The organism is Halomonas hibernica, from assembly GCF_013183775.1.
In the GTDB taxonomy this organism is placed as follows: domain Bacteria; phylum Pseudomonadota; class Gammaproteobacteria; order Pseudomonadales; family Halomonadaceae; genus Vreelandella; species Vreelandella citrativorans.
Genome location: NZ_VIFN01000003.1, coordinates 142,465 through 159,616, shown reverse-complemented (window position 1 = coordinate 159,616; position 17,152 = coordinate 142,465). Strand labels below are relative to the sequence as shown.

Here is a 17,152-nt window from a genome sequence, read left to right as displayed (position 1 = left end):
GTAGTGCCTAACTGATTGATAGGATGAAACCAAATGGATGGACTCACGCTGCTTCACAGCCGTAGCTCAATGGGCAAGCTGGTTGAGCCTGCGCCCACTGCCGAACAGATGGATGCGATTTACCAGGCGGCCCTGCGCGCCCCTGACCACAAAGAGCTGCGCCCCTGGCGGTTTATTGAGTTTACTGGGGAAGGGCGTACGCGCCTGGGTGAGCTGTTTGCCGAAGCCGAGTTCCAGGAAGACCCCAGTGCCGATGACGACACGCTAAATTCAGCGCGCAAAAAACCGCTGCGCGCGCCGATGATTATCGCCGTGATCGCCAAGGTAACGCCGGACCTGCCCAAAGTGCCCAAAATGGAGCAGGTGATTTCCGCAGGCTGCGCCGCCCACGGCATCTTGCTGGCGGCCCACGCGCAGGAACTGGGCGCCATGTGGCGTAGCGGCAAGTACGCGTTTGACCCCGTGGTACGCAAAGGGCTCTCCCTGGAAGAAGATGACGAAGTGGTCGCGTTTATCTACCTGGGCAACCTGGGCGGGCGCCACAAACCACTGGCCCAGCACAACGTGGCCGACTTCGTAGAGCGCTGGGCGTAAGGAGGCTACCGCCATGCGCAAACCCGGTGTGCCTCACCCTCGCTTGCCGCTGCCCGAAGGCCAGGAAGACCTGGCCGCTTTTCAAAAGTGGTTAAGCGATGCAATTCCCATGGTCGGCGCCCTGGGCATTAAGGAGATGTCGCTTCACAACCAATCGCTCACTTGGCAGCTCGCCCTGGCGCCTAACCTGAATGACAAAGGTACCGGCTTTGGTGGCGCGCTAAGTGCGCAAACCACGCTGCAAGGCTGGTGTTGGGTAACACTGTGGCTACGCGGGCAAGGCATGGCGCGCGATGTAGTGGTCGCTGAAGCCACGCAACGCTTTCTGGCCCCGGTAACGGGTGATTACCGCCTGATATGCACGCCAGAAGAGCCTGACGGTGTTGAGAAGCTCACCAGGAAGCTTAACGAGCGAGGCAAAGGCCGCATTGCACTTACCCAACAGCTTTACTGCGGCGATGCGCTCTGCCTGGAAGCCCACGGCAGCTATGCGGTGCTATCAAGCAGCGATACCTGAAGGCAAGCCACTGATTCTGAAAAAGGCTTGCTATTTGGCCGCTTAAACCATAGTATATGCGCCGTTCTGTCGCGAAAGGCACAGCCCAAGTGATTGAACCAAAATGTGGAGGGGTGTCCGAGTGGTCGAAGGAGCACGCCTGGAAAGTGTGTAAGTCGAAAGGCTTCGAGGGTTCGAATCCCTCCCCCTCCGCCACAGAATATAGAAAAAGCCCGCTGAGCAATCAGCGGGCTTTTTTGTGTTTGGGATTTGGCTGTCCAGCCTTTTCACCTTTGCCTACCTTGGTCTTGTTTTCGTCAATACGAAGGTGACAAGGCTTGCTGGCTTCGTTACTGTTATCTTAAGAATCATGAGCTATCGATATGAGCTTGATAACGACCCAGAGCGGGCATCCCGGCAAACGCGGCATGCTCGTTCAGCCATGTTAGAAGGTAAATAAATGGGGAAATCTCCGAAACTGGCTCAAGCCATTGGGCTGATACTTGGCATTGGGCTAATCGTTGGGGCGGGCTATCTTGTCTGGATAATCCTGGCTAGGTTGCTGATATTCCTAGAAAGTGCGAATCCTTCCGTTTCTGCGGCAGTTGTCGGAGCAATGGCCACTGTTTTAGTGGGTGTTGGAGGTGCTCTCTATACTCAAGCACAGATCAAAAAAAGGGAAATTGAAGAGGCTCATCGGGAAAGAAAGGTAGAACTGTATAAAGGCTTCTTGGATATGGTGGCTAGGATGATGTCTGAGCAGAATGAAAACGTTTCCCTTGAGCCACCATCACAGCAAGAGCTCGTTGATTTCATGGTGGGATTCAAAACGAATGTCGTTTTATGGGGCTCCCCGAAGGTTATCAACGCCCAGCTGAACTTTCAGAAAGTATCAGAATCTGGCGGCAACGTACTTTTTGCTGTAGATAAGTTGTACAAAGCAATTCGTGAAGACATAGGGCTTAGCAACAAAGGGCTCGATAAGCGTCAGTTAGTGAAAATGTATTTGCGTGACCCAGGCGAGTTGGATGCGATGAGCGCTTCTAACCAAGCATTGCAGCGGACAAGCCGCTGAATGCGGCGTTATAGGTAAAGAGTATGGGAGTACCCCTTGGCTGTACCTGATTTTCAATCATTGATGTTGCCATTGCTCAAATTCTCCGCTGATGGCGAAGAGCATACGATGCAGGAAGCCCGTGAGGGGTTGGCGAAAATAATGGAGCTGTCTCAAGAAGATCTTGAGGAAAGGCTGCCAAGCGGTCGGCAATCTACATTTGCAAACCGCGTAGCTTGGGCGAAGGTCTATTTGACCCAAGCCGGAGTCCTGAAATCGCCCAAGCGGGGTAAATTTCATATTTCTGATCGCGGCCGAAAAATTCTTTCAGAAAACCCATGTCGGATAGACATAAAATTTTTGCAGCGGTTTGAGGAGTTCCAGGCATTTCGGCAGGCAAGCAGCAAAAACCGAACCGAGAAAGTAACCCACACGGGCGACGACGAGGCAGCAACTACGACTCCGGAAGAGACATTGGAGCAAGCCTACCAGCAGTTACGGGATGAAACGGCAAACGAGCTGCTTCATCTGGTAAAGAACAATACGCCGGAATTTTTCGAAAAACTGGTTATTCACCTTATCGTTTCAATGGGGTATGGGGGCTCTGTCAAAGAAGCGGGCAAGGCTACTCGAAAAACAGCAGATGAAGGTATTGATGGCGTCATCAAAGAAGATCGTCTCGGTCTGGAAACCATATACCTTCAGGCAAAGCGTTGGGAAGCAGCGGTTGGCCGACCAGAGATTCAGAAATTTGTTGGAGCGCTTCATGGCCAAAGAGCCAAGAAAGGGGTGTTCATCACAACCAGCCGCTTCTCGAAAGAGGCACTGGATTACGTCGGTCAAATTGATCCGAAGGTTGTCCTGATAGATGGCGCAGATCTCGTGCAGCTGATGATTGATCATGGTGTTGGAGTCAGTACGGCAACGATATATGAAGTCAAAAAGGTGGATACGGACTTCTTCATTGAAGATTGACAGAGACACCTATAACAAAACGCCCACTCGGATGGCCTTTTCTCCGCGTTGCTCCAAAAAGGCCACCGGTGCGCTCTGCGTTATATTAGTCATCGTTAAATGTCCGTTTATGCCCGAAACCCCCTGCAAATTAAAGTATCTACTCAGTGCAATAATAAAATTGTTGGCCGGTAGGCTGTCTCTTCTGATTTCCCATAACCTACAGAAATGCCGCTATAACAAAAAACCGGCCATACGCAGTGACCGGTAAATTTACTATGGCTGGATTAAAACGGTTCAATCATTTTCAGGCGATGTAGTTTGCGCCTCGGTTTCTTCCTCGGGATCTTCTTCAACTTGCTTAACTCGAGGTGCCGGAGCCACCCAGGCTTTTAGGTATTGGCCTGCATAGCGGTAGAAATCGGGCACTACCTTTTCAAGGTGTTCGATGAACACGCGATTACCCGAGAATTTTGCGCCTAGATCTATCGAGGTAAATACTTCGAATGCGACAGGTTGAGCGTCGGTATTTTCTACATCCAAAATGTTGGGGTTTTTCCTCACTTCTTCTAAAGGCTTGTCCGTTGCCAAAGCCTGACCTTTGCGCATCGCTTTTATGCTAATGGCTGGGCTCTTTTCGTTACTGGGTAATTGCCGGGTGAGCCAGTTAATTTTTGCTGACGTGCTTTTTCTATCTTTAGGCGCTTCAAGCCGCATGCTGCAAGTAATCGATTTACGCGTAAGATCGACAGTTACTGTAAGGTCGGCTGCAGCGTTGGGTCGTGGCAATTTTCTTCGCTACTTCGTCAGATTCTGCGTCGTTGGTGGTCGATATGTTGTGTACCGGCAGCGCCGACCCTGGCCCTTGGCATCAGCGCGTATTCTGGGGTGTGTCGGAAGGCATGTTGGCCGCCATGCTGATTGTGCTGGCGGGTGATGCGGGGCTTACCGCACTACAAGAGGTAATTACCGTGGTCGGTTTGCCCATGTTTATCCTGGTGTTTGTCATGATGCTATCGCTGCTGCGCGGTCTTTCTCATGAGGACCTTACTAAAGTGAAAGTAGGCAGCCCGCCTAGGCCCGAGAAGCTGAACGAATAACCTTACGAAATGGCCACACAGAGAAATGCCCGCTGAGAACAAAATCAGCGGGCTTTCTTGTAGGGCGTGGGAGTTCGAGTTTCCCCATCTGCCGCGTACCATTCATCGAGTAGAAGTGGCGGTCATGGCGTATAGCCACTATTCAGGCTGGGAAAGGATCGCTTCCAGCAGGCCGGGGAATCGGCTATCCACATCCTCTTTACGCAACGAATTCATGTGGGTCGTACCGACGGTCTGGGTGTTTACTAACCCGACATCGCGCAATATCCGGAAATGATGCGACATAGTGGACTTCGGGCGGCCACCGTCCAGCTCGCCACAGCTTGCCTCACCTAATGTGGCAAGGCGCCGGATAATCTCCAGACGTACAGGATCGCTCAAGGCGTAAAGTAGACGCTCAAGAACGAACTCGCTAACAAGGGGATGTTTGAAAGGGCGCATGGATAAATCATACATGAATTTGCGCTTTGCCCATAGTTCGAATATTATCGAACTTAAGTAATAATGCCTCTTTGGAGAAACCTTAATGTCCGCGCTGTTCCAACCCTTCACGCTTAAAGACGTCACGCTGCGCAACCGGATCGCGATTCCTCCCATGTGCATGTATTCAGCGGAGGATGGCTTGATTAACGCGTGGCACCGTGTGCACTACGCCTCTCTTGCACGTGGTGGGGCGGGGCTGGTGGTTGTCGAGGCAACCGCTGTGTCGTCCGAAGGCCGTATCACCCCCGGCTGCGCCGGTATCTGGAATGACGATCTTGCCCAGGCATTCGTGCCGGTGGTGGAGTCGATCAAGGCGGCCGGTTCAGTGCCGGGTATCCAGATTGCCCACGCCGGACGTAAGGCCAGCGCAAACCGTCCGTGGGAAGGCGATGACCATATTAATGAGGATGATTCGCGTGGTTGGCAGACCATCGCCCCGTCGGCGGTTGCCTTTGGCGCCCACCTCGACAAACAGCCGAAAGCCATGACCTTGGAAGATATTGCTCAGGTGCGCGAGGATTTCGTGGCGGCTGCTCGCCGTGCGCGTGACGTTGGTTTCGAGTGGTTGGAGCTGCATTTCGCCCATGGCTATCTGGCCCAGTCATTCCTTTCCGAGCACTCCAACCATCGTGATGACGCCTACGGAGGCAGCTTCGATAACCGTAGCCGCTTCCTGCTGGAAACACTGGCGGCGGTTCGCGAAGTATGGCCGGAGCACCTGCCACTGACCGCGCGTCTTGGTGTCATCGAATACGATGGCCGCGACGAACAGACCCTGACCGAGGCTATCGAACTGACACGTCGCTTCAAGAACGGTGGGCTGGATCTGCTCAGCGTCAGTATCGGCTTCACCATCCCAGGCGCTAACGTTCCTTGGGGGCCGGGCTTTATGGGCGAGGTTGCCCAGCGAGTAGGGCGTGAAGCGGGAATCCCCGTGGCTTCGGCATGGGGCTTTGGTACACCGAGAGTTGCTGAAGAAGCCGTTAAGAGTGGCCAGCTGGATCTGGCAATGATTGGCCGGTCGCACCTGGTTAACCCTAACTGGTCCTACTTCGCCGCTCAGGAATTAGGGGTAGAGCGAGCATCCTGGACCTTGCCTGCTCCCTATGCTCATTGGCTAGAACGCTACAAGTGACCCGTCGGGTCGCTGCTGCTTCTGATCCCGGCGCTTTAGCACTTACTCGAAGCACCGATTTTTTATAAAATCAAAAAGCTCGCTGATTTCTCAGCGAGCTTTTCTTTTGTAGGGCGGGGGAGGTTCGAGTCCCCCCTCCGCCTGATAAACCTGATTCAGTTGTCGATTGCTTAGAATGGCAGGCCGCCGCTGAAACCAATACCCAGTACGGCAATGATGACAACAACAACGACAATAACGGTAGTAGAAGGCATTTTACATTCCTTGTAAGTGGCTTGGATGAACTCTTGGCTTAGTTCACCGGGCCCGTTTTAGCACGATGGCAAGGCGTTACCGTTCAAGCACCACGTAATGCCGGAGTGGAATACACTAAAACAGAAAGCGCCCGACAGAGGCTGCCGGACACGATATCTTAACGACTACCATTGCGCTTCCAAGCGGCTACTTACCGCAACTGCAGTTGTGGCCGCAGCCTGTCGAGCCGTCTGTATGGGCAATGGCGCAGGATTCAGAACAGAATTTCTGGCCGTCCTTCTCGATGGATTGGTTATCCACGGAACAATCGCACTTCGGGCAAGCACACTGTTGTTGAGCCATATTGCACCTCCTGTGTTGGTATTCATCAGCATAGACCTGCCCCCCAGTGTTATGTAATTGCTTTATGACTTATAGCTTCAGTCCGGCGTAGCGCTCGGCCATAAAATCCAGCAGCGTGCGAACGGAGGGAAGGAACTCGCGGCGGGCCAGATAAACCGCGTGAATCACTTTTTGGCGGATTTCCCATTCCGGTAAAACAAGCGTCAGCTGGCCGGGCTCAATGGCTCCGGGGAGTACCAATTGGGCAGCTGGGCAATGCCCACGCCTGCTAGGGTGGCATGGTAAAGGGCGGTCCTATCGGTGGTGATTAAACGCGGCGAATGCTTGATCACCTCGATTTTCTCATCGCGCTGCAATCGCCAGGTGTGCTGCTCAATAGGCCTTGCGTGGCTGGTGCAGCAATAATACTCTTGGCTGTTTTTCGAGCTCCCCCAACGCGTCGGCTAAGGTTTGATTTGGCAATGCCGATGGCACGACCTGCGGATGCAAAGCCTTCGTGGCCCACCACTTTTACAAAGTAATAAAGGTCATTATTAGGAGTTGTCATGATCGTTCTCAAATTAAAACCCGATTACCGTTACGGCAGGCGAGCGCGGCGCGCGTTTAATGCTACTGGGCGGCGAGACGCTTAACGGCCCGCGCTACGTGTCCTGGAACTTTGTCGCCTCTTCCAAAGAGAAGCTTGAAGCCGCCAAGGAAGCATGGATTGAAGGCGATTTTGAACATGGCCGTTTCCAGCTACCACCTGACGACAATAGCGAATTTGTTCCTTTCCCAGGCCAGCCGGGTAATTAAAGGCCTGGCTACTTTCTACCTCGTTTGAAAATAAGCATAAAAAAGCTCGCATGAGGGAATACCTCAGCGAGCTTTTTTCACAGCGTTTTACAAGCGGCTATCGCGCAGCTTTGGGCTACAGAGTGATGATACCGATAAGGTAGCCAAAAAGCAGTAATACCAGGCTGAAGACCCACATAATGCCGAAGGAGTAACGGATATGTTTGCCCATTTCCAGCCCGGCAAGCTGTAACGCTAACCAAACGGCCGGGGCAAGCGGGCTAACAAAGGTGCCGATAATATTACCGATCACCATCGCGTACGCGGTTGAAACCGCCGGAACCCCTGCATTGCCGACCACTTCAATCACGATAGGCAAAAAGGCGAAGAAGTACGCATCGGTGCTCAGAATAAGATCAAACGGTACGCCAAAAATGCCGATCAATATATGCATATAGGGCACCACGGCTGCCGGTAGAATCGCCACGATATCCGCCGATAACTCGCTCAGCATATTGGAGCCATTAAGAATCCCGAGGAAGGTGCCCGCGGCAATAATAATGGTGGCCATAACAAGGGCATTGGGCGCATGGCGTTTGATGCTCTGCATCTGCCCATCCATCTGGGGAATGTTAACCGGTAGTGCCAAGGCAACACCGATCATAAAGATCAGCGCGGGCGGCAAAGTATCCATGGTAAGCGCAACGACAACCGCGAATAACAGCAGCGCATTAAAGGCCATTTTCCAGCCGGGCACCTTGTCGGCGGCTGGCTGTGTTTTGAAGGTTTCCTGAATATTGGCGGTGGCTGTGTCATTCAAGGCAGCGTCAGCGTCGAGTGAAGGCAGGTGCTTGATACGACGATTTTCACGCAGGCCTAATACCACTGCCAGTACGAGTAGAAGGACCAGCGCAAATATCTGCAGGGGAATAAGCGGGCGCCATAGCTCGCTTGGGCTCATGCCGAGTACTGAACCAATTCGGGCAAGCGGGCCAGCCCAGGGAAGCATATTCATAATACTGGCGCCCAAGCCGACCAGCAGTAACAGCAGGTAAGGGCTCATACGTAGGCGCTGGTAGGTTGGTAGAAGTGCAGGAATGGTCAGTAGAAAAGTGGTGGCTCCGGAGCCATCCAGGTGGGCAATACTGGCAACAAGCGCGGTGGCTACGGTAATGCTAACCACATTGCCTTTGGATACCGAGAGCACCTTGCGAATAACCGGTTCAAATAGCCCCGCATCCTGAAGGATACCGAAGAACAGAATGGCAAACACAAACATGACAGCGACAGGGATAACGCGTGCGAAGCCTTGCTCATAAAACATCGCGATATCATCAATACCAAAGCCGGTAACAATGGCGGCAACAATAGGCACAAGGACGAAGGCCACCAGGGGCGATACGCGTCCGCTTAACAGCATGGCTACAATAGCAGCGATAGCGGTCAGGCCCGCTAGGCTTAGCGACATTTTCAGCTCCTTGAGCGTGAATTTTCAATCCAGGATATTTCACTATTTCCTGAATTAAACTAATGGTTAATAAACTAAAGTCGCGCGGATTATGGTGACTCTGTTTTGGCTGCACAACCTAGACTTTATGCTTAGTCGTCTTGTAAACACCGATATGTAGACGAGCGGTTTTGCACCAACAGAGAGACGATGAACGGGCTGGTACCTGGTAACCAGGGTTTATAGAGGGCGGCTTAAGGCGAGGCCTAACTGGCTGAAGTAGCGTTGAAAAGCAGTATTAATGTGCAGGCGGGCGCTGCCTTGGGGGTAAAGGCCAAGTTCGGCTTCTGGGGTGGCTTTGGTGCCTTTAACCAAAAAGTGATTCTTGATCGGCGCGTCCTGCACAAAGGCTTCAAACGCGCGGGCGCATAGCTCTTCCGGTTTGCTGTAATACACTTGTCCTAGCTTGCGGTCCATGGCTACCGAGTGCTGAAAAAGCTCACTGGGCCGCTTGCCGTCGGGTTGTAGCAGAATGGCCGTAAAGCACTCCATTAGGCGCAGGTTAAGTGGGTGCACAATAGGCGGCGCATCAGCTAGCCAAGCGGCTGATGAAAATATATCGCGAGATAGCCCCGTGAAACACTTTTGCGCAATGTAGTGATCAAAGGCATGAAACCACTCGTGGGCAATACTGCCAGGGCCTGCGTTCTTAGCCAGCGCAAAGCTGCGCTGGGCAGGGTCGTAATGGGCGGCAACGCCGGGCCGCCCGCCGCTGCCATACTGCAATGCCAGTGAACCGCGTAATGACACCAGCGTTTCGGGGCCTTGTAGAATCAACATCAAATCGCACAGCGCATCATGAAACAGCTCCGCTGCACGGTCGCGCTCAGTAGGAGTTACCCAGCGGCCAATTTCGATGGAGCGAAAATCGAACTGGCGCCGAATAAGCGCAAAGCTGCTGGGCTCCTGCTGGCGATGAGACGGCCCGTTGCGATAAAACGTTCGAGCGTCGATACTCACGGCGCGCTTACCTGTTGGCTATCGGTAAAAGTATTCAGGCTAGACAGCCTGAGGATTAGTGCTGAAACCTTGCCTCCCTGGCGTGAATAAAGAAGTCACGTAAACGTTTCAGGGACTCTTCATCCCAGCCGGGCGGTTCGGAAAGCGCGGCCCAGGCATCAATATAGTCTTCCGCCGCAATTTCATGGCCAAAGCCTGGCGGGGCGCTTTCGGTAGTAAGGTCTACCAATAATTGCAGCATTGTTACCACAGGATACCAGCGCAGATCGGGTGAAACATCGGGACCACGTGGTGTGTGCATCCAGTCTGGTTCACGCCAGAAAGAAGCGGGTTCAAAAAACGTAATGGGGTCGCTGGCATATTGCAGGTAGGCAATACGAAAATTTCCCCATTCTCCCGGTACTTCTTGAAGCCCCTGCGTTTGGTTCATAAAGCGCACTACCGAGCCATCGCGAAACCTGGGTAGCCAAGCTGGCGAGCCAGGGTCACGGTCAGCCGTAATGCGTTTCCATGTGTCGCTTCGGAAAGGCGGGCCGGCCCATAGCGCTCCATTAAAGGGATCATCAATAATATCGTAGAGATCAAACGAAAGATCCGAGTTAAGTGCGCCCAGACTGAGCCCAAACAGGTACAGCCGAGGACGTTCGTCACTGGGAAGGCTGGACCAGTAATCATAGACCACTGCAAATAACGCCCGGGCATTTTCGACGCCATAATCGGCTTCAGAAATTAGCGATAGATGGCTGGGCAGATAGGAGTATTGGGCCGCTATCGTGGCAATGTCGCCGCGGTGTAGGTATTCCACTGTATCCTGCGACCCTGGGTCTATCCACCCACGCCCTGTTGGTGTTGCTAATACCAAGACCGAACGCTCGAAACCGCCTACTCGGATTAGTTCTTCCAGCGCGAGTTTGGCTCGCTCGGTAGGCGTTTCAGCAGCATTAAGACCCACATAAACGCGGACAGGGTCAGGAGCTTCTTCGCCCAGAAAGTCACCGATTTGCGCGCCGCTCGGGCCTTCGGTCACAAAGCGCCGGCCACGGCTGCCTAACGCTTCCCAGCTAATTAATGACTCTGCGCTGCCGGGCTTTAGAGGGTCTTCAGGCGGAGAAAGGTCGCTTTGCATAAGCTCATCTACCTGCTGAAACGAGCGGTCGGCCACCTTTAGCGCATACGAAAAAATAATGCCTTCGATAACGAGCCAAAACAGCGCAATAGCGGCGATCGTGCCCAGCACATAGGCCACTCGGCGGGGCAGAATATAAGCCAACTTACGTGAAAGTAGCCGGAAGGTACGCCTAAAAAGCAGCGCCATAAGCATTAAAAACGCAAACACACCCAAGGCAATTAAGGCAATGGAGAAGGGGTGTGTGCCGCTAACGGGTTCCATCTCCATGAGTTGGCGAATACTATTTTGCCATTCGGCGGCTCGCCATAAAAAAAGAGCGGCGATGCTCAGGGATACAGCGGCGGCTAACCAGTGAAAATACGTTTCCAGCCGCGCATTGGGGGCAGGTAAATGGAGGTAACGCCAAAGCCCATGCCCCATCACTCCCAACGCATAGCCTGCGGTAAAACTTAGCCCCGACACGATACCTTGCGCGATGAGTGGGCGAGGTATAAGGCTTGGCGTTAGCGAAAACGCAAAGAAGAGCGTGCCCAGTACCAGGCCCACGCCTGAAAAACGCGCAAGGCGTGAGAAGATCCACTGTTGTTGTCTGCTCAGTTCCATTGGTTATCCATGGTCGCTGTAGGCTTTGAACGAAAATCGCTAAGGCGTTGGCGCTAAGCGAGTGGCTTTCTGCTAACTTTATTCTATTTCAGGCGCAATGAACTTGCGAATAGATGGACTTTCGAACAGGTGGATATGCGCATAGGAGTGAAGCGTCATGGGAGGGGGAGGAATAAATGCTGGGTATGGAACCAGACGAAAAGAAGCCCTCGATGCGAGGGCTTCTTTGCGTCTCCTTGACCATCCATGACATCTTGCAGCTCATCCTGAGCGATCGCTTCCTTGCTAGCGGTTTCCTTGCCGCGAACACTACAGACCATAGCTAAAAGTTAATTGGTGTACAAGTAATTATTGTAAAGATATTGTACGAAAACGTTTCAGAACTGATCCGATGCGCAATGGAGGCAAACTTCTGTTTAAAAAATGGCCAATGCTTGCCTGCGGGTTGGCCTTCTGCTGTGCTTAATGGCTGAAGTCAGGGTTGGCTCGTTGTGGCGTAGGGCGATACCAGGCTTGAGGTTGAAAGGCGAGTTGTCCGTATTACCCATTTATCAGTAATAGTACGAAGAAATTAGTATATATTTTTGAGTTATACTTAACGTAATTGTCTTGATCAGTGGTCCCCAAAGCTTTTGTTGGTAATTTGGCGCCGTTTTTATAGTCAAGTTGTTTAATGTTTAATAAAGTTTATTTGATAATTTGCTAAGATCGAAAAGGTCTAAAGTTTAGCTTTTGTTTTATTCGGTAATTATTAACCTTGTTTGGCAGGTGCTTTTGCTTTGAAATAAAACATTTGCAGGGTGTATTAAATGTTTGTAAAAAAAGCGCTTGTTTTATCTTTTCATAACCTGGGTTAGATAACTCAGACGCTTTAGGGTCCATTGTAGCCATATAGCGCAAGGACAGCGTATTAAGGAAGAGAAAATAAGGATATTTGTGGTACACAAGGAAGCATGAACAGGATGTTCGTGGTGTAGGATTATGGAGGAGCTAATCATCCCCGGCCAGCAATGGCCGGGGTTTTTTTAATACTCTTTCGAAAAGATAGTTCGCTAATTAAGGCGTGGGTAACAGCAGCGGCATAATAAAATAAACAAACAGCGTAATCGCAATAGCGCTTACGAGGTTCATGGCAAATCCCGCTTTGGCCATTTGTTTAATAGAAATACGCCCTGTGGAAAATACAGCGGCGTTAGGCGGGGTGGATATCGGCAACATAAAGGCGCACGTAGTGGCGAGAGCAACCGCCACCATTAATCCGAGCGGATTGCCGGTCGTGATGGCTGCAGCCATGCCCGCAGTAATAGGCAGTGCCATATTTGCCGTTGCGGTATTGGAAATAATTTCTGTCAAAAACAGCATTAACAGCACCATAATTAGCAGTAGCCAGAAGTAATTGACGCCATCCAGTAACTGCAGTTGCTCGCTGATCCAACCGGTCAAATCGCTGGCGATGAACGCAGCAGCGAGCGTCATACCCCCGCCCCAAAGTATAAACAAGCCCCACGGCAAGCCCTTCATATCGTCCCAAACCAGCAGGGCGCGTTTTTCGTTGTGGGCAGGAATGACAAACAACGCAATGGCGGCGGTTACCGCAATAATCGTATCGTTAATGGGCAGATCAAAAAACGGTGCCAGCCAGCCGCGTAACGCCCAGGCCAGTGCCGTTGCCACAAATACGCCCAGGACACGCTTCTCTTCCTGGCTCATAGGGCCAAGAGCCGCAAGTTCCTGGGCTACAAAATCAATTTCAAGCGGCGTATTGGGTATTTTGGTGTATATCCGCGTGAGATAGACGTACAAAATCGCCAGTAAGATCAGCGTGAGTGGCAGCGCGAAAATCATCCACTGCAAGAAGCTGATTTCTACCCCTTCAAAAAACTGCGGGATCATGGCCACTACGATGGCATTGGGCACCGAACCGATAATAGTTGCCAGCCCGCCAATCGAGGCTGAATAAGCAACGGTTAGCAGTAAAATACGTGCAAAGCTATCGCGATGATGACGTTCAAACTGGTCGCGTTCGTCTAATTCATTGGTTAGCGCGACGGCAATAGGCAGCATCATAAGCGCTGTGGCGGCGTTGGATATCCACATGGATAAAAACGCCGAGGCAATCAAAACGCCTAATACGATGCTGCGCAGGCTGTTGCCAATGCGGTTGACGATAGACAGGGCGATGCGTCGGTGCAGATTCCAGCGCTCAATGGCAATGGCCAGAATAAACCCACCCATGTACATGTAAATAACCGGGTTGGCGTAGCCCACAACGGCTTCGTCCAACACCATCACACCGCTAAGCGGCAGTACCAACATGGGTAGAAAAGAAGTAACAGGGATAGGAACCGGCTCTGTCACCCACCAGGCGCCCATCCATACGGTTAATGCCAGCACCGTGCGGGGGGCTGGATCAATCAGCGTGTCTGGCATCAGTACCTGTATCAGTACAAAAAGAAGTGGTCCCGCTAACAGTGGTACCCAGTGGCGCCAATTTGACAATGACATTCGCATACTCGTCTCCTGACGCTATTGCATGAATTTATTGATAGTTTGCTAACAATAAGAAGCGGGCATGCTACCACTTTCGTTTATACGCCGTTGGTTGTAGATTTTTAGACTTTGGTATAAGAATGTGGAGTGTCTGCCAGCGCTGCTTTCACTCAGCGTGGTAATCAATAGCAAATTGAGAGGGTGCAAGGGTTGGGGCGTTATTTGGCGGGAAGCATAAAAAGTAACATGTCGTATTGTCAGAGTTATTGGCGTTTAACTTTTTATTTGGCTCTTATTGTGCATGAAGATTAACTATTTTTAAGTATAAGCAGCGCATAATGCCGGTGCCTACGTTGGCTATTGGCAACCATCTTTTAGAGATTAAGGGCTTTTAAAGTTTTCCTATCTCAGGTTAATGTGTTTGACACATTTAAGGTTCAAGGTAGGCAGTACCACAAACGGAAACGTGGTTAGGAAGAGCAAGCAAGGAGTGCTTGTGGTCGCCAGGGATGCACGAACAGGACGTTCGCGAGGAAAGATTACGGAGGAACCGATAAAGCCCCAGGCAGTGATGCCTGGGGCTTTCTTATTGCAACGTGCTAATAAAAACGTACTAATGAAAATGAACAGTGCGGTTATTTGTCCTCGTTGTTCTCAGGTTTTGCATGCCCCTGGTGGCTAAGTGCGCTTGCTTGGTCAAGGCGCGGATGGTTATCCAAAAATTCACGCTCAAGGTTGGGCAGTTTGTCCAGTGTTTGTAAGGTATGCGTGAGCGCATGGATAGCGGCCAGTACGTCCTGGGTGTTTCCGGTTTCCGAAATGGTGTGCATATTGCGGATCGGAAAACCGATGGAGGTCGCGGCGCTGTCGATAGAGGCCAGCACGCCTGCCATGCCGTCGGTGCCTGTATCGACGCCCACCATATCGCGCTGCATCGGAATATCCTGCTCTTTGGCGGCGCTGGCGATGATGCGGTTTAACTGCTCACTGGCAATCGAACCTACCGACATGGTAAAGCCTTTGCCCATTTCCAGCGGCTGCATGCGTTTATCGCCGATACCCGGCGCGGCTACGTAGTCGTGGTTAACGTCCACGCCAATCAGCGCATCGGGTTTTAGTTCACCGGCCATTACCCGGCTACCAAAACGGCCAATCTCTTCGTAGCTTGCAATCGCAAACATAATGCGCACGTTGTCAGTGCCGCCTGCTTCGGCGATTAACCGCGCTACTTCAGCCGTTACAAAACAGCCCAAGCCGTTGTCCAGGTAGGCGCCGTAGAAGGTGTCGGGGCTGAAGCCGGGGCGGATAGGGCGGTCAAAAATAATCGAGTCACCCGGGCGCACGCCTAAATTAAGCACTTGCTGCTTTTTATTCTCGCCGTGAATTTGCAGGTCCAGGTAGATCTGCTCTTTCTTAATGCCTTTGTCACCGGTGCGCGCTGCTGGGTCGGAAAAGTGAATGGCGCCGAGTGCTTCAACGGTGCCGCCCTCAATCGAGCGATAGCTGCCCGGTTTTTCGGGGTCTTCACTGAACAGCTTCACTTCATGGCCGATCAGCACGGAAGGTAAAAAGGAGTCGGTGTTGATCCAGATTTTACCGTCTTCGCCGATAGAGCGTACCTGCATACGGATCTTGTCCGCATGGCCGATAATCATGACCTTGAACATATCATCGCGGTTAGGGTGGGTATCCAGCACCACGCCTGCGTTGCCCTTGAACTGGTGAAGGTGCCAGCTTTTGGGGGCAAATGTCTCGAAGTAGGGCTTTAAGACGCCATAGGTCATGGCCCCTTCAAGGCCAACCGGGCTAGGCGCGGCCAGGATGTCGCGCATCAACTTGAACTGCGCTTCGGGCATCGGCTGTGTCCAGGGCTTGGCGTTATCGCTCATTAAAACTCTCCATGGGGTTATCTGTGTGACTAGTCTGCCAGATTCATCAGGCTCTTCCACCATTAGACGATGTGGGCCGCGCCGTGTACACGTAATATGCAGGCTAATTAACTAGAAACAACGGTTAAGCCAAAACAGCGACAGGAGAGAGCATGAGTGCGGCATCGCTACGCGTTCAGCGCTATAGAGTATTGTTGGCGGGCGTTTGCAGTCAGCTTTTGTGTGTTGGCATTGCCCGCTTTGCCTATACGCCATTACTGCCGATCATGCAGCAGCACACCTGGATGGGCGACGCGGATGGTGGCTGGCTAGCGGCGCTTAATTACGCGGGCTATATGCTGGGCGCGGTGCTGGCCGCCTCGATTCGCAGTATTTACATCAAAGACACGCTTTACCGTATTGGCCTGGTACTGGCGGTGCTGACAACCGTGGGCATGGCACTTACGGAGAACTTTTGGCTATGGGCGGCGCTGCGTTTTTTTGCGGGGCTTTCCAGCAGTGCGGCCATGCTTTTGGCGTCTGGGCTGATCCTTCACTGGTTGATGAACCATCATCAGCGGGGAGAGCTGGGGATTCATTTTGCGGGGCTGGGGTTAGGCATTGTGCTGGCTGCTGTGGCGGTAGAGTTAATGCTGGCGTTCTCGCTTGACTGGCAAAACCAGTGGTGGCTTTTTGGCGTATTGGGCGCGGTACTGTTGGTGCCTGCCTGGCGATGTCTGCCACGCCCGGTAAAGCCGGTTGCAGGTGCGCATCACAAAGCATTGCCTGCCGCCAAGCCGCCTTCGCGTACCTTTATGCGCTTAATGTTGCCCGCCTATTTTTGTGCCGGGTATGGCTATGTGATTAACGCCACGTTTATTGTCACCATCGTGGAGCGCGAGCCGCTGCTTGCGGGCGCGGGTAACTGGACCTTTGCTGTGGTCGGTTTAGCGGCCGCACCTGCCGTTATGCTGTGGGATTTGGTGGCGCGGAGGATGGGCTATTTAGGGGCGCTGGTGGTGGCCATGTCGATCCAGGCCGTGGGGATTGTATTGCCTGCTATCTCCTCAAACCTGGTGGTGGTGTTGCTCAGCGCGGTGCTATACGGCGGCACTTTTCTAGGCTGCGTGAGTTTGGTGCTGACCATGGCTGGCAGGCTTTACCCGGCAAGCCCTGCGCGTTTAATGGGCCAAATGACGCTGGCGTATGGCGCCGCGCAGATCTTTGCACCCGCCTTAACCGGCGTGCTGGCTGAGGCTTCGGGCCACTATACCGTGGGCCTTTGGCTGGCCGGTGGCTTTGTCATGTTGGGGGCGGTGCTATTGGTGTGGCTGCGATGCGTGGACCAAACTGCTCAGCGACTGGATGCCGAGGCGCAAGCGCTGTCTGTAATGCGCTAATTGAAGCG

The 17,152-nt window shown here is 52.5% G+C and carries 17 protein-coding genes and 1 tRNA gene; 9 read left to right on the top strand and 9 right to left on the bottom strand.

Features of this window, described 5'->3' with window-relative positions; all coding sequences use genetic code 11:
• The first annotated feature begins 33 nt into the window (after positions 1-33).
• The 5 genes from FKN99_RS06780 to FKN99_RS06760 all read left to right on the top strand — a co-directional run bounded on the left by FKN99_RS06780 (position 34) and on the right by FKN99_RS06760 (position 3,119).
• Complete coding sequence (locus tag FKN99_RS06780) at positions 34-594, top strand: nitroreductase family protein (RefSeq protein WP_172117162.1); 561 nt, start codon at positions 34-36, stop codon at positions 592-594.
• Between the two features lie 13 nt (positions 595-607).
• Positions 608-1,111, top strand: a complete 504-nt coding sequence (locus FKN99_RS06775; protein ID WP_172117161.1) for a YiiD C-terminal domain-containing protein — start codon at positions 608-610, stop codon at positions 1,109-1,111.
• 107 nt (positions 1,112-1,218) lie between these two features.
• Positions 1,219-1,306 (top strand) — tRNA-Ser (locus FKN99_RS06770).
• A 244-nt stretch (positions 1,307-1,550) separates the two neighbouring features.
• On the top strand, positions 1,551-2,165 hold the full coding sequence (locus FKN99_RS06765; RefSeq protein ID WP_216658001.1) for a hypothetical protein: 615 nt from the start codon (positions 1,551-1,553) through the stop codon (positions 2,163-2,165).
• A gap of 36 nt (positions 2,166-2,201) precedes the next feature.
• Positions 2,202-3,119, top strand: a complete 918-nt coding sequence (locus FKN99_RS06760; protein ID WP_172117160.1) for a restriction endonuclease — start codon at positions 2,202-2,204, stop codon at positions 3,117-3,119.
• 276 nt (positions 3,120-3,395) lie between these two features.
• Here FKN99_RS06760 and FKN99_RS06755 read toward each other — a convergent pair whose 3' ends face one another.
• Positions 3,396-3,815 (bottom strand): hypothetical protein, encoded by a 420-nt coding sequence (locus FKN99_RS06755; protein WP_172117159.1) that lies wholly within the window; start codon positions 3,813-3,815, stop codon positions 3,396-3,398.
• Positions 3,816-3,880: 65 nt separating this feature from the next.
• On the opposite strand from FKN99_RS06755, the gene FKN99_RS06750 reads away from it, so the two are divergent.
• Positions 3,881-4,198, top strand: a complete 318-nt coding sequence (locus tag FKN99_RS06750) for a BCCT family transporter (protein ID WP_319941247.1) — start codon at positions 3,881-3,883, stop codon at positions 4,196-4,198.
• A 138-nt stretch (positions 4,199-4,336) separates the two neighbouring features.
• Here the strand turns inward: FKN99_RS06750 and FKN99_RS06745 are convergent, their stop codons facing one another.
• Positions 4,337-4,654: an ArsR/SmtB family transcription factor gene (locus FKN99_RS06745; RefSeq protein WP_253926988.1), complete on the bottom strand. Its 318-nt coding sequence runs from the start codon at positions 4,652-4,654 to the stop codon at positions 4,337-4,339.
• 70 nt (positions 4,655-4,724) lie between these two features.
• Here FKN99_RS06745 and FKN99_RS06740 point away from each other — a divergent pair, with 70 nt between their 5' ends.
• Positions 4,725-5,816: an NADH:flavin oxidoreductase/NADH oxidase gene (locus FKN99_RS06740; protein WP_172117158.1), complete on the top strand. Its 1,092-nt coding sequence runs from the start codon at positions 4,725-4,727 to the stop codon at positions 5,814-5,816.
• A gap of 441 nt (positions 5,817-6,257) precedes the next feature.
• Here FKN99_RS06740 and FKN99_RS06735 read toward each other — a convergent pair whose 3' ends face one another.
• Positions 6,258-6,413 (bottom strand): metallothionein, encoded by a 156-nt coding sequence (locus FKN99_RS06735; RefSeq protein ID WP_172117157.1) that lies wholly within the window; start codon positions 6,411-6,413, stop codon positions 6,258-6,260.
• 69 nt (positions 6,414-6,482) lie between these two features.
• The gene (locus FKN99_RS17770; RefSeq protein WP_216658000.1) at positions 6,483-6,653 is read right to left on the bottom strand and encodes a hypothetical protein; all 171 of its coding nucleotides are present in this window, start codon (positions 6,651-6,653) and stop codon (positions 6,483-6,485) included.
• Positions 6,654-6,983: 330 nt separating this feature from the next.
• Between FKN99_RS17770 and FKN99_RS06725 the strand changes: the two genes are divergently transcribed.
• On the top strand, positions 6,984-7,208 hold the full coding sequence (locus tag FKN99_RS06725; RefSeq protein ID WP_319941252.1) for a pirin-like C-terminal cupin domain-containing protein: 225 nt from the start codon (positions 6,984-6,986) through the stop codon (positions 7,206-7,208).
• Between the two features lie 115 nt (positions 7,209-7,323).
• Here FKN99_RS06725 and FKN99_RS06720 read toward each other — a convergent pair whose 3' ends face one another.
• From FKN99_RS06720 to FKN99_RS06700, 5 genes are all read right to left on the bottom strand, one after another.
• Complete coding sequence (locus FKN99_RS06720; RefSeq protein WP_172117156.1) at positions 7,324-8,655, bottom strand: CitMHS family transporter; 1,332 nt, start codon at positions 8,653-8,655, stop codon at positions 7,324-7,326.
• A 219-nt stretch (positions 8,656-8,874) separates the two neighbouring features.
• Positions 8,875-9,654: a CLCA_X family protein gene (locus tag FKN99_RS06715; RefSeq protein WP_172117155.1), complete on the bottom strand. Its 780-nt coding sequence runs from the start codon at positions 9,652-9,654 to the stop codon at positions 8,875-8,877.
• A gap of 55 nt (positions 9,655-9,709) precedes the next feature.
• Positions 9,710-11,386: an alpha/beta hydrolase gene (locus FKN99_RS06710; RefSeq protein WP_172117154.1), complete on the bottom strand. Its 1,677-nt coding sequence runs from the start codon at positions 11,384-11,386 to the stop codon at positions 9,710-9,712.
• A 1,056-nt stretch (positions 11,387-12,442) separates the two neighbouring features.
• Positions 12,443-13,891 carry an SLC13 family permease gene (locus FKN99_RS06705; protein WP_225733806.1) on the bottom strand — a complete coding sequence of 483 codons (1,449 nt, stop codon included), beginning with the start codon at positions 13,889-13,891 and terminating at the stop codon, positions 12,443-12,445.
• Between the two features lie 620 nt (positions 13,892-14,511).
• Positions 14,512-15,765: a M20/M25/M40 family metallo-hydrolase gene (locus FKN99_RS06700; protein ID WP_172117152.1), complete on the bottom strand. Its 1,254-nt coding sequence runs from the start codon at positions 15,763-15,765 to the stop codon at positions 14,512-14,514.
• A gap of 152 nt (positions 15,766-15,917) precedes the next feature.
• Here FKN99_RS06700 and FKN99_RS06695 point away from each other — a divergent pair, with 152 nt between their 5' ends.
• Entirely contained in the window at positions 15,918-17,144 is a 1,227-nt protein-coding gene (locus tag FKN99_RS06695; protein WP_172117151.1) for a YbfB/YjiJ family MFS transporter, read from the top strand.
• Positions 17,145-17,152 lie beyond the last annotated feature (8 nt).

Excerpts from the sequence above, each read along its gene's own strand:
- FKN99_RS06705 (WP_225733806.1), bottom strand. The coding sequence starts at position 13,891 with ATGTCATTGTCAAATTGGCGCCACTGGGTACCACTGTTAGCGGGACCA.
- FKN99_RS06695 (WP_172117151.1), top strand. The coding sequence starts at position 15,918 with ATGAGTGCGGCATCGCTACGCGTTCAGCGCTATAGAGTATTGTTGGCG.
- FKN99_RS06755 (WP_172117159.1), bottom strand. The coding sequence starts at position 3,815 with ATGCGGCTTGAAGCGCCTAAAGATAGAAAAAGCACGTCAGCAAAAATT.
- FKN99_RS06740 (WP_172117158.1), top strand. The coding sequence starts at position 4,725 with ATGTCCGCGCTGTTCCAACCCTTCACGCTTAAAGACGTCACGCTGCGC.
- FKN99_RS06700 (WP_172117152.1), bottom strand. The coding sequence starts at position 15,765 with ATGAGCGATAACGCCAAGCCCTGGACACAGCCGATGCCCGAAGCGCAG.
- FKN99_RS06745 (WP_253926988.1), bottom strand. The coding sequence starts at position 4,654 with ATGTATGATTTATCCATGCGCCCTTTCAAACATCCCCTTGTTAGCGAG.
- FKN99_RS06780 (WP_172117162.1), top strand. The coding sequence starts at position 34 with ATGGATGGACTCACGCTGCTTCACAGCCGTAGCTCAATGGGCAAGCTG.
- FKN99_RS06775 (WP_172117161.1), top strand. The coding sequence starts at position 608 with ATGCGCAAACCCGGTGTGCCTCACCCTCGCTTGCCGCTGCCCGAAGGC.
- FKN99_RS06720 (WP_172117156.1), bottom strand. The coding sequence starts at position 8,655 with ATGTCGCTAAGCCTAGCGGGCCTGACCGCTATCGCTGCTATTGTAGCC.
- FKN99_RS06735 (WP_172117157.1), bottom strand. The coding sequence starts at position 6,413 with ATGGCTCAACAACAGTGTGCTTGCCCGAAGTGCGATTGTTCCGTGGAT.
- FKN99_RS06710 (WP_172117154.1), bottom strand. The coding sequence starts at position 11,386 with ATGGAACTGAGCAGACAACAACAGTGGATCTTCTCACGCCTTGCGCGT.
- FKN99_RS06765 (WP_216658001.1), top strand. The coding sequence starts at position 1,551 with ATGGGGAAATCTCCGAAACTGGCTCAAGCCATTGGGCTGATACTTGGC.